Origin of the sequence: Brachyspira hampsonii (genome assembly GCF_001746205.1) — a bacterium.
Lineage (GTDB): Bacteria > Spirochaetota > Brachyspiria > Brachyspirales > Brachyspiraceae > Brachyspira > Brachyspira hampsonii_B.
In genome coordinates this window covers 556,197-573,770 of the sequence record NZ_MDCO01000001.1, presented here as the reverse complement: position 1 = coordinate 573,770, position 17,574 = coordinate 556,197, and the positions used below count along the sequence as shown (strand labels likewise).

Genomic DNA, 17,574 nt, shown 5'->3' with positions numbered 1-17,574 from the left:
CTTTAATTAATATCATAAACATATACGCTTTCTGCTATATCTTCATCATCTATTTTTAAAGTATTTTTTGTACCGGAATCTTTAAAACCGTTTTTCTCATAAAATTTTTTAGCTTCTTCATTTTTATCAAAAACACAAAGACATATATTAGTATATCCTGACTCTTTCATATATTTTACAGCCTGCTCTAATAATAACTTACCTATTCCAGAACCCTGATATATAGGGTGAACATATAATGATATTATCTCTCCATATCCTTGCATATTGCATCTGCTCTTTCCATGAGATATAACTGCTATAGGCTTTCCATCAATATATGCTAAATGTGCCTCTCTTGTTTTATTATTAATACCGTCTTCAAACTCCTCGCACCAATCATCTAAATATATTCTTTTAAGATATGAATCAGGTATAATATTTTTATAAGCATCTTTCCAGCATATAGCATGAAGCTTGCTTATATCAAAAACATCTTCTAATCCTGCTTTCTTTATAGTTATATCCATTTAATTATACCTCAGCATTTTAATGATAATAATTACTATTAAATAAATTATATATCTATAATAAGTTATTTTCAATTATTTATTATTATTTTTAATAAAAAATTATAAAGTGCTGAGATTCCTTAAAGCATTACTTATCAAATCTTCTGTAGTCATATTATCTTTATTTTCTACTTCCGACAAAGCCTTAACAGCTTCATTATTTGAAAAACCTAATGATATCAAAGCCTTTATAACATCGCTTTCATTATCATTGCTAATAACAGATGATGAAATATTAATATCGATCTTTTCTATTTTATCCCTAAGCTCAAATAAAAGTTTTTCAGCCTTCTTAACTCCCATACCCGATACTTTTTTTAGTAAATTTATATCCTTATTAAAAAGTATATGCATCAAATCATTTATGGAATAAGTAGAAAGAACTTCCATAGCCAATTTAGGACCTACTCCTGAAGCAGACATCAGAGTAGTGAACATATTTTTTTCTTCTCTAGTCAAAAAGCCATAAAGTATCATAGCATCTTCTCTGTGTATGAGTTTTGTATAAAGTCTTATATTATCATCATTTTTTACATCTAATTTTTTTGATACTATAATCTCATAACCAACACCATTACAAAGAAGAGCTATGACACCTTCAGATATTATTTGAACTTTACCTTCTATAAAAGCAAACATTATAAACTAGGTTCGTATTCCAATTCTTTTATAGCTTCAAACATTTTATCAGTACCTACTTTAGACTCATCATATTCCACTTCAGCACAAGCATTTTCTAAACTTACATTAACTTTGCTTATACCGTCTAAAGCACTTAATTCTTCTGTAACCGCCTTAACACAATTTTGGCAGCCCATACCTTTTATTTTTATAGTAATATTTTTCATTTACTGCTCCTTTGTTATAATTATCTAACAATTATATACTACATAAGGGTATTTTTCAATTATTTTTTCATTTTTTTTCAATTTTTTTAACATCTTCTTCTTTATATAAATTAAATACAACTGTCATCTCTGTACCAACATTCTCTTCACTCTTAATATGTATGTCAGCATTGTAATAATTGCATATATTTTTTACTATTGTAAGTCCAAGACCTGTACCATGAACTTTTAAATATTTATTGTTTTTAACTCTGAAAAATCTCTCAAAAACTCTATTCAAATACTGCGGAGCTATGCCGCATCCTGTATCCTTCACTGAAAATATAGCTTTATCCGCATTCTTCTTTAGATATATCTTTACTTTACCTTCATCATCAGTATATTTTATAGCATTATCAACTAAATTATTAACAACTTCAGTAATTTTTTCTTTATTAGCCATTATAACAACTGATTCTATATCTAATTGCACATCTATATTTCTCTGTTCAGCTTTTATTCTATTGCTCTCAAATACATCAAGAACAATATCCTTAATATCTATTTCTTCATCAATAGTCTCTTTCCAATTAGCTTCTATCCTGCTCAATGTAAGCATATCAATAACAAGGTCTTTCATTCTTAAAGCCTCATTATTAATCCTTTTAATAAAATCAGCCTGATTCTTTCCTCCGCCTGTAGCAATAAGAAGTTCAGAATATCCTATAATAGAAGTAAGAGGGGTTTTTAATTCATGAGAAGCATTTATAAAGAAATCCTGCTTTTCTATTTCAACTTTTCTTATATCTGTAACATCTTCAAATTTTATTAATGCCGATATATTTTCATTGTTTCTTATAGGAATGATGCTTATTTCTATATCCATATTATCTTCTTTAACATCGAATTTTGAAAATCTGCTGAACTCTATGGCATTATCTATTTTTTCTATTACATCATTATCTTTTATAATCTCATTAAGTTTTTTTATATTACTGTCAGAAATTTCAAGCAAATCTAAAGCATATTGATTAATAAAAAATATTTCTTTATGTTTATTAACTGCAATAATACCCTGTGCTATATTCTCAAGCACATAATTAAGTTTTTCTCTTTCTGTTTGATAACCTGTAATATTTTCATTTAAACTCACAGCTAATTCATTTATATCATAAAGAATAGCATTTATATCATTATATCCCGTTAAATTTTTAGGTGTTGTTGATTTATTATTGTATATATTATCAAGAGTTTCTTTTATCATATAGAAAGGAATCATAATATTACGGCTCATCAAAGGAAGGACCAAAGCCATAACTATAATAACTACCCCTATAACCATAACAGCTGTAAATAAAAAACTTATTAAATATTTATTAACAGACTCTATAGGAATAGAAACTCTAAGTATATAATCTCTTTTGTCATCAGCTTTAATTTTTTTGGACACATACATATAAGGAGTTTTCTGACTAATAGAAGTATTAATAGAAAAAGCCGGTTTATTTTCTATACTATGCAGTGCTGCTATAACATCGCTTCTATTGGTATGATTTCCCATAGGATTTTTGGAAGTATCTGTCATAGTATCAGCTATTACAACTCCATTTGTGGATATTATACTGATCCTTAATTCTTCTTTATCCGACTGCAGTACGAATTTTCTAAAAGCATCTTCAGTTTGTACATCATATAAATCAATCTCTTTTTCAAGCATCTCAATAATATTTACTATCATAACCTGACTGTATACAATATTATTATACTGCACAGTAAACAGTATACCTATAAACATTAAAGCACTTGACAATATCAAAATGAGTAATGATTTATAAAATATATTCTTGATCATCTTTTATTAAAATTATTGTACATCTGTTAATTTATATCCCATACCTCTAATGGTTATAATGTTTTCTTTAGTTAAATCAAGTTTTTGCCTTATTGATTTTATATGCATATCAATAGTTCTTGTTTCCATAGTATGATCAACACCCCATACTTCTTCAAGCATAGTTTCTCTATCAACTACATTATTAGCATTTTCCATCAATAACTTAAGCAAATCAAATTCTTTCTGTGTTAAAATAACCTGCCTATCTCCTACAAAAACATTTCTCTTCTTAACAACAAGTTTTATATCACCAAAAGTAAGTTCTTCTGCATCCAATCTTACATCTTTCTTTCTTAAATTTGCCTTAATTCTTGCAAGAAGCTCAAGCACAGAAAAAGGCTTAGGCATATAATCGTCTGCACCCAAATTTAAACCTGTAACAATGTTTATTTCACTAGTTTTAGCTGTAAGCATTATTACCTTAATAGGAAGATGGGCATAATCTGTTCTAATAATCTTTAATATTTCTGTACCTTCTATGTCAGGGAGCATTATATCAAGCAATACCAAATTAGGAGTTTGTTTTTTCAATGCCTCAAGCATATCATTACCATTAGAAAAACATTCTATAGTATATCCTGCCTCTTCAACAGTATATTTAATAAGATCTCTGATATTATCATCATCTTCTACTGAGTAAATAAGTTCTTTATTCATAAAATACTACCAAAATTAAAATAATTTATTGTCAAATTAAACACTTTTTATATCATAAATATAATAAAAAAATATTTTTTGTCAAAATATTTTATTCAGACTAAAATAACTAATTTATTATGAAATATAAAACTTCTATATTTTACATTATGTAAAAAAATAGGAATTTAAATATTGACTTATAATATTTTTATATTAAAATCATTTATATATGAAACAAGAAATAACACCTATATTAGAAAATTATTTAGAAACTATCTACAACCTTGAAGTAGAAAAAAATTTTAAGGAAGCAATTAGAATAACAGATATAGCTGATTTGGTAGGACGCTCCAAAGCTAGTGTTAATACGGCTATTAAAACTTTGTCAAAATTAGGGCATATAAAACATGAGCATTACGGAGATATAGAGCTTACCGAAAGCGGCAGAGCTATTGGAAAGGATATTGCAGAAAGGCATGCTATATTCTACTACTTCCTTACAAAAGTATTAAATGTAGATGAAAAAATAGCTGATGAAGAAGCATGCTTAATAGAACATGCTATGAGCAAAGATACTGTACATAAGTTTAAAGAGTTTCTTTGCGGATACTGCAAAAAAGAAAATATTTTTAATAAAAATTAATATACTGATAATTTCAGCTAAATATTTTAATACAATTTGTATAGTAATTATGAATTTTCTTTGCTTACAAGGAAATTAATTAATATAGTATTTTTAATACAGTCTGCAGTATATTAATATTTAAATAAATCAAAATAAATATCAAGTGCAATTAAAAAAATAATTATTAATATGTCAAAACTATTTTTATATAATTCTGACATATTAAATAAATTTATATTATTTCATCTTTTATCATATCATCAAAAGTCTGTCTTTTTCTTATGATATAATGTTTTTTATCATCAATCATAACTTGAGGTATAAGAAGTCTTGAATTATAATTGCTTGACATACTAAACCCATAAGCTCCTGCATCAAGTAAAGCTACATAATCACCCTGCTCTAAAACACTGCATTTTCTCTCATAAGCAAAAAAATCTGAACTTTCACATATAGGTCCTACAAAATCATAATTTGCAATATTATCTTTTTTAACTAAAGGATATATTTCATTATAAGCATCATACATAGCTGCCCTTACATAATCATTCATACCCCCGTTTAATATAACATACTTTCTTCCGAGTTCTTCTTTGATATATTCAACTTTCATTATTAAAGCACCGGATTCTGCTACAAAATACCTTCCAGGCTCTGTTGTAACTTTTAAATTCATTTCTTTCAATAAACTAATGCTTTTAGATTTAAATTTATCAAAATCAAATCCTGAATTAGCCCTATTATATCTTACTCCGTATCCTCCCCCTATATCAATATCTGTAATATTAAAACCAATACTTTTAATTTCAGCAATTAAATCTTTCATCACTGAAATGGCTCTGTAAAAAGGCTCGGCATCTATCATTTGTGAGCCTATATGCATTGATAATGATTCTATTTCTATATTATCCAAAGATTTTAATAATTCAGAATTATCTTTTATAGTTTTTATACTTATACCAAATTTATTTCCGCTAACTCCTGTAGTAATTTTCTCATGAGTATGAGCATCAACATTAGGATTAACTCTTATAGAACATTTAACTCTTTTTTTAAGCTCCTTAGATATATTATTAATTCTTACAGCTTCAGGAATAGATTCTATATTAAAACGTTTTATATTAAGCTCTATTGATTTTCTTATCTCTTCCTCTGTTTTGGCAACTCCAGAAAATACTATATTTTCAGCCTTTCCCCCAGCTTTTATATATTTCAAAGTCTCTCCTATAGATACAACATCAGCACCTATACCCTCTTCAGCCATAATTTTTAATATAGATAAATTATTTTCTGCCTTAACGGCATAAACTATCAAAGCATCATTTAAAGGTGAAAATACTTCCTTTAAAAACCTTATTTTACTTAAAATATCATTCTTTGAATAAATATAAAAAGGAGTACCATAAATTTCAGCAATATCCCTAATATCAATATTTTCGCACATCAATATATTATTTTTATACGCAATCATTATTCATTTCCCCTAATTTTTTATTTAAATTTTCTAATTCAATATATCCGCTATATTCACAGACATAATTCCTTCATCTGATAAAAGCGGTAAATTATCTTCTAAAATTTTTAATGTTTCTTCGCTTTGATAATGCCCTATTCCAATCGCTATGCCGTACTCTTTAGACATTTTTATTAACTCCATCCATTGCTTCATTATATAAGAATAATCTCTCTCATTATCTAAAAATACGGATCTTCTAGCTGTCTTTACTCCATATTTTAAAGCCATATCATATATCAAACTGCCGGACACCGTATAGGAATCTATAAAATATTTATCATTATTCTTAGCATAATTAAGCATATAAGAAACTATGCTCTCATCACAGCTTGCAAGCGAACCCGTATGATTATTCATTCCCTTCGCATAAGGCACCTTTGAAAATGAATAATCTAATAGTCTAAATACTTCATCTTCATTCATTGACTTTCTTATCAAAGTCTTTTCTCCGAAATAATCACTGCCCTCCATAGGTATATGCAAAATAACATTAACATTATTACTATATGCCGCATAAGAAAAATCTGTACTATGATAAGAATCAGGAAGCACTGCAAAAGTTATATTATATTCATTAGCCAAAGAAAAATATCTTTCAGAATTATCTAAGGTATTTCCGCTGTCATCTATAATAATACTTATACAATTACTATGTTCATTTATTTTATTTAAAATAGGTTTTGTAATATCAGGAGCGTTTATATCAGCTAAATGAAATATATCATTTGAGTTTTTTTCTGTTATCTTTTTTGTCAAAATTATATTTTCATTTGAGGTATTAGAAATATTATCTGCATATTCAAAACTAATATTATAGTTATCCTTAACCTTTATAAAAGTAAAGGCAAATATAAAAAGTATAATAACTGATAGTGCAAATATAAATATATTTTTCATAAAAATATTAATATAAAAAAATAATATGTTGATAATATCTTATATAGTAATAAAAGTCAATTACTTATGCACCATACAATCAATACTTACAACAGCATGTTCATGGCATTTTGGACATTTTGGACACTTGGGAGAAAATTTTTTGAAAATTTTTTGTATGAAAGATTCTTTTTTTGATTCTGAATTAATTCCAACTATTTTCTCTCCATTTTCATCTTTTTCTATATCTTTAAAATCAAATGATACAAAAGAAAGCTCTGAAGGTGCATTCAATTTTTCATCTGCAGTGAAAAAATATCCGCAGTTTCTGCATCTATAATGAAAAGGCGGCTTATCAGGAAACATAAATTAACTCCTCTTATATAACAAAATTATATATCTAATACCAATAATTTATCCTGCTCAGTATCAAAATGATCTGACATATAAACAGCATAATTATCTTTTTTTATAACACTTCCCGCTTTTACTCTATTATGCCCTACAACCTGATTATATCCTGTCCATGCATCATCATATAAATCTCCTGTATCAGCCCATAATATTCCAGCAAATTCACTGCCTCCTCCTCTTCTGAAAGAAGCTATATTGCAGTCATTTTTATCATTTTTATAAACTAAACTCACTATATCATAAACATTATCGATATTAATATCTTTTATATCATATTTATGCCTTATATATTCAATCCAGCCATTTGTAATTCCTGCATGAGTAAATATATAATTATTTTCTATATGTATAGGACTAAAAATATCAGAATTATTATTAAATATTTCATGCATCTCTTCAGCATAACTTTTTCTATATCTGCTAGCTGTAGGATATCCCACTATATACTGAAAGTCATGATTGCCTATAAGAAGAACAATTTTATCATTATGATTCTTTTTAAACTCTATCACATCTTTTAAATTATTAACTATTTCTTCATCTGTAAAAGTAACCCAGCTGTCATCGCTGTAATCTCCCATAAAAATTATCTTATCAAAATTATCAAATCTTCCTTCAATAAGTTTTTTCCAACAGTTTTTTCCATGCAAATCTCCTATAACTGCAAACCTCATTTTATTAAATCCTCCTTGCAAGTTTAACTATATTCTGATAATCAATATTTGAATTATCATTATTTTTTCCTGAAACTACAGAAACATAAATACTCTCAAATTCTTTTTGCAAATAATCTTTAAACTCTTTTAGATTATTACTATACTCTTCCGCATCAGATTTATTATTAATATATAAAGAAGGTTCATAATCGCCTCTTATCCTATCAATAATATTATCTATAATACTTTCTTTTATTTCATAAATCTTTCCTATAGTCTGTACTATGTTTATTACCCTGTACATATTACTATTTGAAGTAATATTTGCCATTGCCATATTATCCATCATATAAATATTAATAGAATAATCTGCTGATTTTCTTTTATCTTCAATAACATAATCCAAAGTCTTTATAGATTCCTCAACAAAATTATTAATGATTATCGTATCATATTCTTCATGCAAATCTTCTATACATATAAGTTTTTCTATAAATAATTTATAAAACTGATCTGATAAATATTTTTTTATGTCATTAAAAAACATATATGTATCAAAAAATTTCATATCTTTTCCTTTTACTACGCTTATTAGATATGAAATAAAATTCTTTGTCCTGCTCTCTTTTATAGATATTTCATAATGCAATGATAAATGCTTTATTATATCGTATATATCATTATTAATAATATCAATAATTTTTGTTTTATCATTATCTTTAATATACAAAATATTATTATCCAAATTCAGACTTTCTAAATGCAGAGAATCCCTTTTTTCTTTTAGAAGTTTTATCTTTTCTTCTATATTGATTTTTACTATTTCTTTTTTGTCATCAGGTGTTAAAGATAATATTTCTTTTTCTATATATCTATTATGTTCAGCTTCTTCTTCTTTTTTTAATTTTTCTTTTTCCTTTTCTAATTCTTCTATTTTTTCTAAAGTATAAAATTTATTTTTACACAAAAACTCTTCTATATTTTTAATATTATTCTCTCTCTCATCACCGTAAACATACAGTATAAATCTATCTCCATATCTTATATTAACAGCAGATACTCTCACAAAAGACTTGGCATTGACTCTTTTTCCATTCTGATTTTCTATTTCAATCTTATCATCTATAGTCTTAAAATAATCTACAATAGGATAAATCTCTTTGACATCTTGCAGCGTATCATTTCTGCATTCAAATTCTTTAGATATAAAATCATTATTCTCCATATAGTATCCTATATAATTTTATTTAATTATCTAAATACAATTATATACAAATATAGAAACAAATCAATTAGTTATGTATAAAAACATATTAAAAACTATATAGAGCAGTTATATATATACCTATATAGGATATATAAAATATCTATATTAAATTAGAATAATTTAATTAATTATCAATGACATAAATAAAATAACTTTAAACAATTTTATTTTTTAACATTTTTAAACTTAAAAATTTCATTAAAAATGCTATATTTATTTTAAATATATACATAAGAACATATATTATACAAATCATACATAAAAACCCTTGAAATTCTAAATAATATTGTTTATAATAATAAAAAATAAAAATAACAGAGAAAAACAGAAAAAATATGATTGATTTTAATTTAAAAGATATTAGAGAAAAAATTTTGAAGCTAACACAAAGCCAATTCGCTAAAATGTTAGGTGTGCGTCAGGATTATATTTCAAGACTAGAAAGAAATGCAAATAATATAACTCTTGACCTTTTGGATAAGCTTGCAGAAAATACCGGACTTACTATTGATGAACTTACAAAATATAAAAAGAATTCTTTTGAAAGTGAAAATCCATATCTTTATGAGAATCTTATTAATATACAAGTCATCATAGATAAACTTAATGAAGAAATAAGTGCGGCGGATAAAAAGAATAATGAAAAAATATCTGAATTGACTTCTGATATTTATAATAAAATCAGTGAAACTTTTGATATTGTTGTTTATGGAAGATACAGTTCCGGAAAAACTTCATTTATAAATGCAATATTTGATAAAAATATTGATACGAATCCTTATTCTGAAGAAACGAATAATGATGAATATTATTTAAATGATGATTCCAAACTATTTAGAATTATTGAGTACAAGGAAAATCTTCTTAATACTAGAATATACAATAATCAAAATATGTTTATTTATTTATGTGATATAAATGCATTTTCTCAGGAAGATATCACAAATATAAATGCCTTAGCAAATTTTATAGATGATTTCAGCAATATATCTATAATATTCTCCAAAGCTAATATATTTGATGAAAATGAATTAGACAGTGTTATTGATAAAAAATTTCAAGTATTGAAAAACTTCATAGAATCTTCTAATAATATAAAGAAAATAGATTATTCTTTACTAAGAAAAAGATTTTTCCCATTTTCAATTAATAACAATAATTTAGTTAAGCAGATTAAAGATGACTTTGCTGAAAATATAAAATATGCTTACTATAATAAAATATTAACAAATATTAATTTCATTACAGAAATAATAGACAACAAAAATAGTTTCCAAGAAAATGACAAATTAGAAGTTAATTTAAATAAAATAAAAATATCTGTTAAAGAATCATTTAATGAAATATATAAAAATACACTCAATATAGACAGCATAATTCAATCTATTGATGATAATAATGTTTATAGAAAAAAAGATGATATAAAAGTATTATGCAATAGTATAAACTTAAATCTTGATACACAATTATACAATATGATTGCTCTTATAAAAGAAGATTTTAACAGCAAAGAGCCAAACAAAATAAAAACAAATTTAATAAATACTTCCATAGGCATTTTACCCTCATTTGACTTATTGAAAAACAGTTCAATGAAAATAATAAATATTATAGGTATATCTTTATCATTTCTTCCTAGTGTTGTATTTATATTATCAGGTTTTATGTCTTTCTCAGGAAATTGGAAAAAAACACTTTCTAAAAAAGTTATTAAAGCTTATGAAGAAGAGAATGTGGTATCTAAATATAATAAAACTATAGATGAATATTTTAATAATTATTTAGCAAATCTAAAAGAAATAGATGCTAAAACAAAAGAAACTTTGAAATATCAGGAAGATGCTAAAATGTATAAAAATATAAAATCTATATTGAATAACTTTGCTTCTTATATAGAATCAGAAAAAAATAAAAAGTAAATAAAAACAATATAAAATAAAAAAGAGCAGGTATTATTTTCATACTTGCTCTTTTTTATTATATTAAAATTTTATTATATTAAAAAACTATTTAGCTATTAGTATTCTCATTGCTGTAAACAGTCCAGCTGCTGTCTGGAAGCTGATAATATGAATTATCTATAAGTTTCTGTACATTTCTTCTATACAAAGCAGTTTCAACTTCTTTTATATTAGCCATACTTAATTTAGGATCTGATAATATTAAATATTCTGCTATAGTTCTTCTGTCAGTATTTTCTTTTTCCATTATTTCTTTTATATATTTTATTCTCTCTTCACTGTATTCAGTTTTTGGTTTGGAAACATCGAATGCTATATATGATAAATATCCGCCGTTATTTTCACCTATATAATAATTAGTTTTATATAAATTTATTTCATCTTGATTAAACATGCTTCTTATTAAAGCTTCTTTATATCCCTGAGCTAATTCATCAGAAACATTTGTACTTACCATTATAAGATTTAAATCTTCATCACTAGAAAGAGTAGATATTTGATATGCACTTTCATCTATCTGTCTGTATCTTCCTAAAACTTGAGCTTCTATTAAAGTTTTTCCTCCAAGCACTCTCATCTCAGGCTCCTGTACAACTATAAGTTTTGAACAGCTTGCAATAAATACCGCAATAAGTAAAACAAATATCATATTATACAATTTCATAAAACGAATATCTCCTCTCTATTTTATATATTATTAATTACCGCCCTCTAAATATGAAATAACATCAGAGAAAGGCATAGGCTCAAGTCCGAATTTATCGCCTTCAAATGCTATAAGCTGCTGCTTCTGCTGATTAGGCTTATCTAAGTTTTGATCTCTGAAATAGAATGTAGTAAACACTTTATTTGCAGATATACTAAACTCTACTGAATTAGGATCATAACCGAATTGTACTATATTTTCAACTGTAGATATACCGGGGTTAATAGGTCTTATCATCTCTATTAAGAATTTAGAAAACTCTGTAGACATTTTGCTTATACCTACAAAAAATGTTGTAGGTTTAATATTATTCAAAGGACTTACACCAACTCCGGCAATATCTGCTGTAAGATTAACCAATAATTTTTCATCATTAATTTTTTCTCTATTTTCAGGAGCAAGCAGATATTTAAAGTTTATATCACTAGCTAAAACACGCATGTCATATTTAATAGTGCTTGTATTGAAGCTGCCCAAATCTACATTAAGCCAAGGCAAATGTATAGCCCCCCTTCTTGGTGCTGTATTATTTGATATTGAAGCTAAAAATAAATTATCATCAAATTTCTCACCGCCTATATATAAAGATGATTTCAAATCTTGTATTGTAAGTCCATGTCCCTGAACTTTAACAGAAGAAGAAAAATCTCTTATTCTAATACTGTCATCTATAAACGGAGGTATTTTTAGATATACTCTTAACTGTTCAAAAAATACATTTGGAATTTGCTCTATAAGAGGAGTATATCTGGTGGCTGTTGCAACTACCTCATTATCTGTAGGAGTCAAATCAAAATGATAGTCTATATTCGAAGTTAATCCTTTTAATACTATTGACATTTTATCAGGTGAATCCATATTAGCAAAGAATTTATCTGTTTTAAAAACTCCGTCTGCTATATTATTTCTCAAATTACCATTAACATTAAATAGCCCTCCTATTTCAATACCAAAAGGAAGGTATAAACTTTCTGTATCTAAACCAACATTATAATTTAAATTAGCATTTTTTATAACAGGAGTAAAGTATCCATCAAGATGCACTAATAATTTATTAGCTGGACTTTGTAAATTAAATTGCCTAATATTAGCGTATAGATTATCTCCGAAACTAACATCGGTATCTATTTTCATAGTAACATCTTGAAGTTTATATTGTTTTTCTGTTACATAAAATGTACTGAAATTTGTAACTGTTGCAAATTTATCCTCTAATGACAAATCATATCCCAAAGCACTAGTCATTTTTATATCATCTTCAAAAGGCAGACTGTCAAGAATCTCAGCAAATTTAGTAGATAGCCAATTTTTCATAGCATAAGGAGCTATTCTAAAAGTTGTTATATTAACAAAACCTCTTTTTAATCCTAAACCTTCTAAATCAATATTAGATCTAAAATTTAGAAAATTATCCAAATCTAAATTAAGTTCTGAAACCTTAACATTCTGACTAATCAGATCCGCATTAGCAAGAACATTAAGTTTAGCTGTAGCAGTAGAAGAAACTTCACCGCTTAAATTATAAGAGAAATTTCTAATGATACCGTTTACTGTAGTATTTATATCATTTATCATCTCTCCGAAAACATGAACATCTAAATTAAGCGAACCTCTAGCAAGCCCTCCTGAAAAATTAGCAATAGGCAATGATGTTACACTTATATTCAAATCTGTAGGATCATCAAATTTCACAGCCCCATTAACCTTTATATCAGAATTAATATATTTTGAAGATATATTATCAATATAAAGAATCGTATCGCTTTTTTTATTAGGATCATTAATAGCAGGAACAACATCCAATGCCCCATTCAAAGATGATAAAATCCTTAATGATATATCTGTATTATTTAATCTATACAATTTCAATGCCGTTACTCTATCAATAGTAGTATTATGCTCCAATTTTATATCTTCATTTGAAATGTTATTGGGATTTAAAGTAAAATTTAATTTTGTTTTTGAATTAAGATTATTTACAGATATAGTCTCTCCCATAGAAAAATTTATCTTATCTAATACAAGATTTATTGTATTAGATAAATTATTTATAGTACCGATGCTTTTATCAGCATCAACATTAACCATACCGCTCATACTAATACCTAAAGAAGGTACGAACATAGATGCTAAACTATTTATTTTATCTAAATTAAGTCTTGCATATAAAGTATCTAAATTAATCCCTATATTGCCGCTGAATATTTGATTGGCAGAGGCTATAACTTTTAATATCTCATCATTTAAAAGCTCTGAAGATAAATTCTCTATAGATACACTCTGATTTCTTATATTGTATCTTGCAAGAAAATGTGCCGCAAACTGCATATCATCTCGTTTTTTACCATTATAGCTAAAATTAGGATCATCTATTTCAAAATCAAATCTTATTATTATTTCATCTTTATTTTCTGTGCCGTCAGGATTTTTAGGATAAGATACATCTAAATTAAATAAAGGATTATCATTAAAGAAAATACTGCTGTCATTATAAGCTAAACTATTGCTTATGAAACTTTTTAAATAAATATCTTTTAAAGCCTCCGGAGCAGATATTCCCATTACTTGAGACAATGAGAATCTTTTTGTATGCAAATCTAAATGAAGATTATAATTACTTAAACTTGCTATAAGTCCATTATTAGGTACATTAGTTAGAAATGATTTACTGTCTGCTTTAAATGCTAAATTATTGATTCTGATATTTTCTACATCAGCTTTTAATTTGAGAAAATCAAGTTTGCTGAAATCAAAAGGCTCTTTATTTGTATCTTCTACTTTAGGCTCAGATGGAGGCATATCCGGCAAATTCCAATTTCCGCTTTCATCTGTAAACATATAAACATATAAATTATCTATAGTTAAATCCTGAACATGAAGCTTCAAAAAGAATAAAGAAAAAAGAGAAAATTTTAATCTAAAATTGTCTATCTTTATATTTTCTTCATTATTAAAATTAGCTGAATTATAAAGAATAACATTGCTCATCTCTATTTTTGGAAATAATAATCCGTATTTGAAATCCCCTATTTCCAATTTTCTATCAGTAGCAGAATACACTATATTTTCAATAAGATTTTTCATTCTTTCATTATTAAAATATATTCTAGCTCCTGCAATACCTATAATAATCAAAAAAAGAAGTATTAGAGGTATATATCTCTTTTTAAATCTTCTTTTTTTCTGATTATTTTCTTGTTCTGATGATGTTTCAGTTTTTTCTTTTTTCTTAAAAAATTTCTTCATAATAAACTTCTATAACAATATATTTTACATGTTTATAAAACAATTTTACACTTATAAAGATAGTATATTATAAAACAGACTCTTTATCAATAGCTAATGAATATTTAAAAGCCATTATTATTATAATATGTACTATCTTCATAGTATGTATTATCCTGACTATTATCATAATAATAATCATCATTATACCTGTATATATCTTCATTAGTATTTTCAGAATTATTGGTTTCTTCTTCATCACTATAATAATAATATTCAGAATTATAATCTTCCGGTCTTATAATTATAACATTATTAGTATTATTGAAATTACTTTCCAAATTTTCTTCAAACTGCTCTTCAGGAATATTATTATCATTTAAATAATTATTACTATAATTATAATAATCAGTTTCATAAGTATTTGTATTATTATATAAATCATATCCGTAGTTATAATCACCGCTTATTTCATTTGATATGCTCATATTAAATTCATAGTTTCTAGCCTTTGAAATTCCTTTCTTCCAGCCTTCTTTAGTCAAATCTCTTTCAAATATAAGATAATACCTTCCCTGAGATAAACTTATCTCATACTCATCATCTGTCTGCGGCATAGTAACAATTTTACCCAATATATCATTAGAAATGCTTATATTAATAGCCTGAGAATCTATTAAAAAATAAGAAAGTTTAACACTTGACTTAATAGGTATGCTGAAACTGTAATAATCTCTGTCATAAGAATAATCTATAGCTCCTTTGTATGTTTGATTAAACTCTATAGTCTGAGCCTCTGAATATTTATTATTAGGTTCATGTTCTGTATATTTATCATAAGGCTTAGCTATAATGCTTACTCTGTATGGTATATTATTAACAGCATTAGTAGAAGCTAATATAAAATAATATGACATATAAGGATATAGTATAAGTTTATCAACTATTTCACCATCTCCCGTATTGTTAATATCTTTCATAGTTATCCAATTTCCTTTCTGATCATATAATCTTATGCTGGCATCTATGGCGGGAACTCCTGAAAGTTCTATAGAAATGGAATATGTATTAAAAGAACTATTAGTTATTTTATAGGCATCTACTTCCATATTTTTCAAATCACCTGTTTTTAAAGTAGGATTATAAATTTGGCTATAGTATCCTTCTATTGTATAGAGTCTGTTATCGCTATTAACATCTATAATCTGAGATGCAGAAATTTTATCATTAGGCTCTTTCTCATCGCTTTCTTTATAATCTCTTTTTTTAATTATGAACATGTAATCAAGATTTTCTTTTACAGTGTCTTTAGGAGATATTGATATGTAATACTTATTTTCTTCTACATTATTATTTTGAGAAGTTTCAAAATATATATTTTTCATAACTTGAGTAGTATATATCATTTCTTCTTCTTTTTTATTTTGATTATTATTGCTTATTACTGTTTCATTAGTATCAATATCATTTTTAATAGAATTTGTATCAGTATATGGTGTTTCATCAGGTTCATTTATTACTTTTATAATATTAGTATTATAATCATATATAGTCATTATAACAGGAGAATATGTAGAATTTGAAACATAAAAATCTATAATGCTTGCTTTTCCATCAAAAGTAAAATAGTAATAATCTGTATTATCACCTTCCAGCTGTCCCATTATACCATCTTTATTAATTTTCTGAGCAGTTTCAAAAGTATTATTTCCGCCTGATTTCTTTTCCAACTTATATTGGGAAGAACTGCAGGATAATAAAATCATCATAATATTAATAATTAATGCAAAACCAATTTTGTTCATTTTATCTCCGCTTATAAAAACAATATATAAAAATTATACATCATTCTATAATAAAAAGATACTTAATATTTTTATATATTGAAAAAAATATTAATATAAGCTATTGACATTTTTATTTATATATGGTATTATTTTTTTACGTTTTCAAATTAATATGGGTAGGTGGCCGAGCAGTCAATGGCAGCAGACTGTAAATCTGCCGACGCGAGTCTACGGGGGTGCGAATCCCTCCCTGCCCACATTCTTTTTACGAATATTTATCTTAAAATGAGGTATTGCTTTGGCTATAGAATTTAATAATGAATACATATCTATAGTTATGGAAGCTAACCTATCTGCTCCCGAAGAAATAAAATCTTTTATAGAAGACTCTAATGAAGCATGCAATATAAGAATGCCTGTAGTAGTATTAGATATGAAAAATGTTAAAGAAATTAACAGTGCCGGAATAGCTAAAATACTTAAACTTTATAAAAATCTTCAGTCTCTAAAAGTTAAATTATTTATGACTAATTTAGATGAATCTATTAAACCTACCATAAAAAGTTTAATGATGTTCAGTTTAATAAAATATTTTGATGATCCTAAAGATTTCACTATATAATAACCGCA

16 protein-coding genes and 1 tRNA gene are annotated in these 17,574 nt (G+C 26.0%); 4 read left to right on the top strand and 13 right to left on the bottom strand.

From position 1 onward, the window contains the following. Positions 1 to 2: 2 nt before the first annotated feature. From BFL38_RS02565 to BFL38_RS02545, 5 genes are all read right to left on the bottom strand, one after another. A complete protein-coding gene (locus BFL38_RS02565; RefSeq protein ID WP_069725575.1) occupies positions 3 to 509 on the bottom strand; it encodes a GNAT family N-acetyltransferase in 507 nt (168 codons plus the stop codon). Positions 510 to 611: 102 nt separating this feature from the next. Then, entirely contained in the window at positions 612 to 1,190 is a 579-nt protein-coding gene (ruvA, locus tag BFL38_RS02560; protein WP_069725574.1) for a Holliday junction branch migration protein RuvA, read from the bottom strand. Continuing rightward, a complete protein-coding gene (locus BFL38_RS02555) occupies positions 1,190 to 1,399 on the bottom strand; it encodes a heavy-metal-associated domain-containing protein (protein ID WP_008726163.1) in 210 nt (69 codons plus the stop codon). The genes ruvA and BFL38_RS02555 overlap by 1 nt, the downstream gene beginning before the upstream one ends. Positions 1,400 to 1,466: 67 nt before the next feature. Beyond that, complete coding sequence (locus BFL38_RS02550) at positions 1,467 to 3,230, bottom strand: sensor histidine kinase (protein ID WP_069725573.1); 1,764 nt, start codon at positions 3,228 to 3,230, stop codon at positions 1,467 to 1,469. Between the two features lie 12 nt (positions 3,231 to 3,242). Continuing rightward, a complete protein-coding gene (locus tag BFL38_RS02545; protein ID WP_008726166.1) occupies positions 3,243 to 3,929 on the bottom strand; it encodes a response regulator transcription factor in 687 nt (228 codons plus the stop codon). 211 nt (positions 3,930 to 4,140) lie between these two features. On the opposite strand from BFL38_RS02545, the gene BFL38_RS02540 reads away from it, so the two are divergent. Further along, positions 4,141 to 4,554, top strand: a complete 414-nt coding sequence (locus tag BFL38_RS02540) for a metal-dependent transcriptional regulator (RefSeq protein ID WP_008731242.1) — start codon at positions 4,141 to 4,143, stop codon at positions 4,552 to 4,554. A 214-nt stretch (positions 4,555 to 4,768) separates the two neighbouring features. Here the strand turns inward: BFL38_RS02540 and lysA are convergent, their stop codons facing one another. The 5 genes from lysA to BFL38_RS02515 are packed head-to-tail and all read right to left on the bottom strand — an operon-like array spanning position 4,769 to position 9,223. Continuing rightward, on the bottom strand, positions 4,769 to 6,007 hold the full coding sequence (gene lysA, locus BFL38_RS02535; protein ID WP_069725572.1) for a diaminopimelate decarboxylase: 1,239 nt from the start codon (positions 6,005 to 6,007) through the stop codon (positions 4,769 to 4,771). A gap of 33 nt (positions 6,008 to 6,040) precedes the next feature. After that, complete coding sequence (locus BFL38_RS02530; RefSeq protein ID WP_069725571.1) at positions 6,041 to 6,949, bottom strand: divergent polysaccharide deacetylase family protein; 909 nt, start codon at positions 6,947 to 6,949, stop codon at positions 6,041 to 6,043. A 60-nt stretch (positions 6,950 to 7,009) separates the two neighbouring features. Continuing rightward, on the bottom strand, positions 7,010 to 7,294 hold the full coding sequence (locus BFL38_RS02525; RefSeq protein ID WP_069725570.1) for a hypothetical protein: 285 nt from the start codon (positions 7,292 to 7,294) through the stop codon (positions 7,010 to 7,012). Positions 7,295 to 7,320: 26 nt separating this feature from the next. Next, on the bottom strand, positions 7,321 to 8,016 hold the full coding sequence (locus tag BFL38_RS02520; RefSeq protein WP_069725569.1) for a metallophosphoesterase: 696 nt from the start codon (positions 8,014 to 8,016) through the stop codon (positions 7,321 to 7,323). A 4-nt stretch (positions 8,017 to 8,020) separates the two neighbouring features. Further along, positions 8,021 to 9,223: an HPr family phosphocarrier protein gene (locus tag BFL38_RS02515; RefSeq protein WP_069725568.1), complete on the bottom strand. Its 1,203-nt coding sequence runs from the start codon at positions 9,221 to 9,223 to the stop codon at positions 8,021 to 8,023. A 377-nt stretch (positions 9,224 to 9,600) separates the two neighbouring features. On the opposite strand from BFL38_RS02515, the gene BFL38_RS02510 reads away from it, so the two are divergent. Then, positions 9,601 to 11,184 carry a helix-turn-helix domain-containing protein gene (locus BFL38_RS02510; RefSeq protein WP_069725567.1) on the top strand — a complete coding sequence of 528 codons (1,584 nt, stop codon included), beginning with the start codon at positions 9,601 to 9,603 and terminating at the stop codon, positions 11,182 to 11,184. A 91-nt stretch (positions 11,185 to 11,275) separates the two neighbouring features. On the opposite strand, the gene BFL38_RS02505 is transcribed toward BFL38_RS02510, so the two are convergent. The 3 genes from BFL38_RS02505 to BFL38_RS02495 all read right to left on the bottom strand — a co-directional run bounded on the left by BFL38_RS02505 (position 11,276) and on the right by BFL38_RS02495 (position 16,962). After that, on the bottom strand, positions 11,276 to 11,890 hold the full coding sequence (locus tag BFL38_RS02505; RefSeq protein ID WP_069725566.1) for a DUF1318 domain-containing protein: 615 nt from the start codon (positions 11,888 to 11,890) through the stop codon (positions 11,276 to 11,278). Between the two features lie 33 nt (positions 11,891 to 11,923). Continuing rightward, the gene (locus BFL38_RS02500; RefSeq protein WP_069725565.1) at positions 11,924 to 15,178 is read right to left on the bottom strand and encodes an AsmA family protein; all 3,255 of its coding nucleotides are present in this window, start codon (positions 15,176 to 15,178) and stop codon (positions 11,924 to 11,926) included. 104 nt (positions 15,179 to 15,282) lie between these two features. Beyond that, positions 15,283 to 16,962 carry a peptidase gene (locus tag BFL38_RS02495; protein WP_069725564.1) on the bottom strand — a complete coding sequence of 560 codons (1,680 nt, stop codon included), beginning with the start codon at positions 16,960 to 16,962 and terminating at the stop codon, positions 15,283 to 15,285. A gap of 156 nt (positions 16,963 to 17,118) precedes the next feature. Between BFL38_RS02495 and BFL38_RS02490 the strand changes: the two genes are divergently transcribed. Next, positions 17,119 to 17,201 (top strand) — tRNA-Tyr (locus BFL38_RS02490). 41 nt (positions 17,202 to 17,242) lie between these two features. Continuing rightward, positions 17,243 to 17,566, top strand: coding sequence for an STAS domain-containing protein (locus tag BFL38_RS02485; protein WP_069725563.1), 324 nt, complete (start codon positions 17,243 to 17,245; stop codon positions 17,564 to 17,566). Positions 17,567 to 17,574 lie beyond the last annotated feature (8 nt).

Excerpts from the sequence above, each read along its gene's own strand:
- BFL38_RS02565 (WP_069725575.1), bottom strand. The coding sequence starts at position 509 with ATGGATATAACTATAAAGAAAGCAGGATTAGAAGATGTTTTTGATATA.
- ruvA (WP_069725574.1), bottom strand. The coding sequence starts at position 1,190 with ATGTTTGCTTTTATAGAAGGTAAAGTTCAAATAATATCTGAAGGTGTC.
- BFL38_RS02555 (WP_008726163.1), bottom strand. The coding sequence starts at position 1,399 with ATGAAAAATATTACTATAAAAATAAAAGGTATGGGCTGCCAAAATTGT.
- BFL38_RS02550 (WP_069725573.1), bottom strand. The coding sequence starts at position 3,230 with ATGATCAAGAATATATTTTATAAATCATTACTCATTTTGATATTGTCA.
- BFL38_RS02545 (WP_008726166.1), bottom strand. The coding sequence starts at position 3,929 with ATGAATAAAGAACTTATTTACTCAGTAGAAGATGATGATAATATCAGA.
- BFL38_RS02540 (WP_008731242.1), top strand. The coding sequence starts at position 4,141 with ATGAAACAAGAAATAACACCTATATTAGAAAATTATTTAGAAACTATC.
- lysA (WP_069725572.1), bottom strand. The coding sequence starts at position 6,007 with ATGATTGCGTATAAAAATAATATATTGATGTGCGAAAATATTGATATT.
- BFL38_RS02530 (WP_069725571.1), bottom strand. The coding sequence starts at position 6,949 with ATGAAAAATATATTTATATTTGCACTATCAGTTATTATACTTTTTATA.
- BFL38_RS02525 (WP_069725570.1), bottom strand. The coding sequence starts at position 7,294 with ATGTTTCCTGATAAGCCGCCTTTTCATTATAGATGCAGAAACTGCGGA.
- BFL38_RS02520 (WP_069725569.1), bottom strand. The coding sequence starts at position 8,016 with ATGAGGTTTGCAGTTATAGGAGATTTGCATGGAAAAAACTGTTGGAAA.
- BFL38_RS02515 (WP_069725568.1), bottom strand. The coding sequence starts at position 9,223 with ATGGAGAATAATGATTTTATATCTAAAGAATTTGAATGCAGAAATGAT.
- BFL38_RS02510 (WP_069725567.1), top strand. The coding sequence starts at position 9,601 with ATGATTGATTTTAATTTAAAAGATATTAGAGAAAAAATTTTGAAGCTA.
- BFL38_RS02505 (WP_069725566.1), bottom strand. The coding sequence starts at position 11,890 with ATGAAATTGTATAATATGATATTTGTTTTACTTATTGCGGTATTTATT.
- BFL38_RS02500 (WP_069725565.1), bottom strand. The coding sequence starts at position 15,178 with ATGAAGAAATTTTTTAAGAAAAAAGAAAAAACTGAAACATCATCAGAA.
- BFL38_RS02495 (WP_069725564.1), bottom strand. The coding sequence starts at position 16,962 with ATGAACAAAATTGGTTTTGCATTAATTATTAATATTATGATGATTTTA.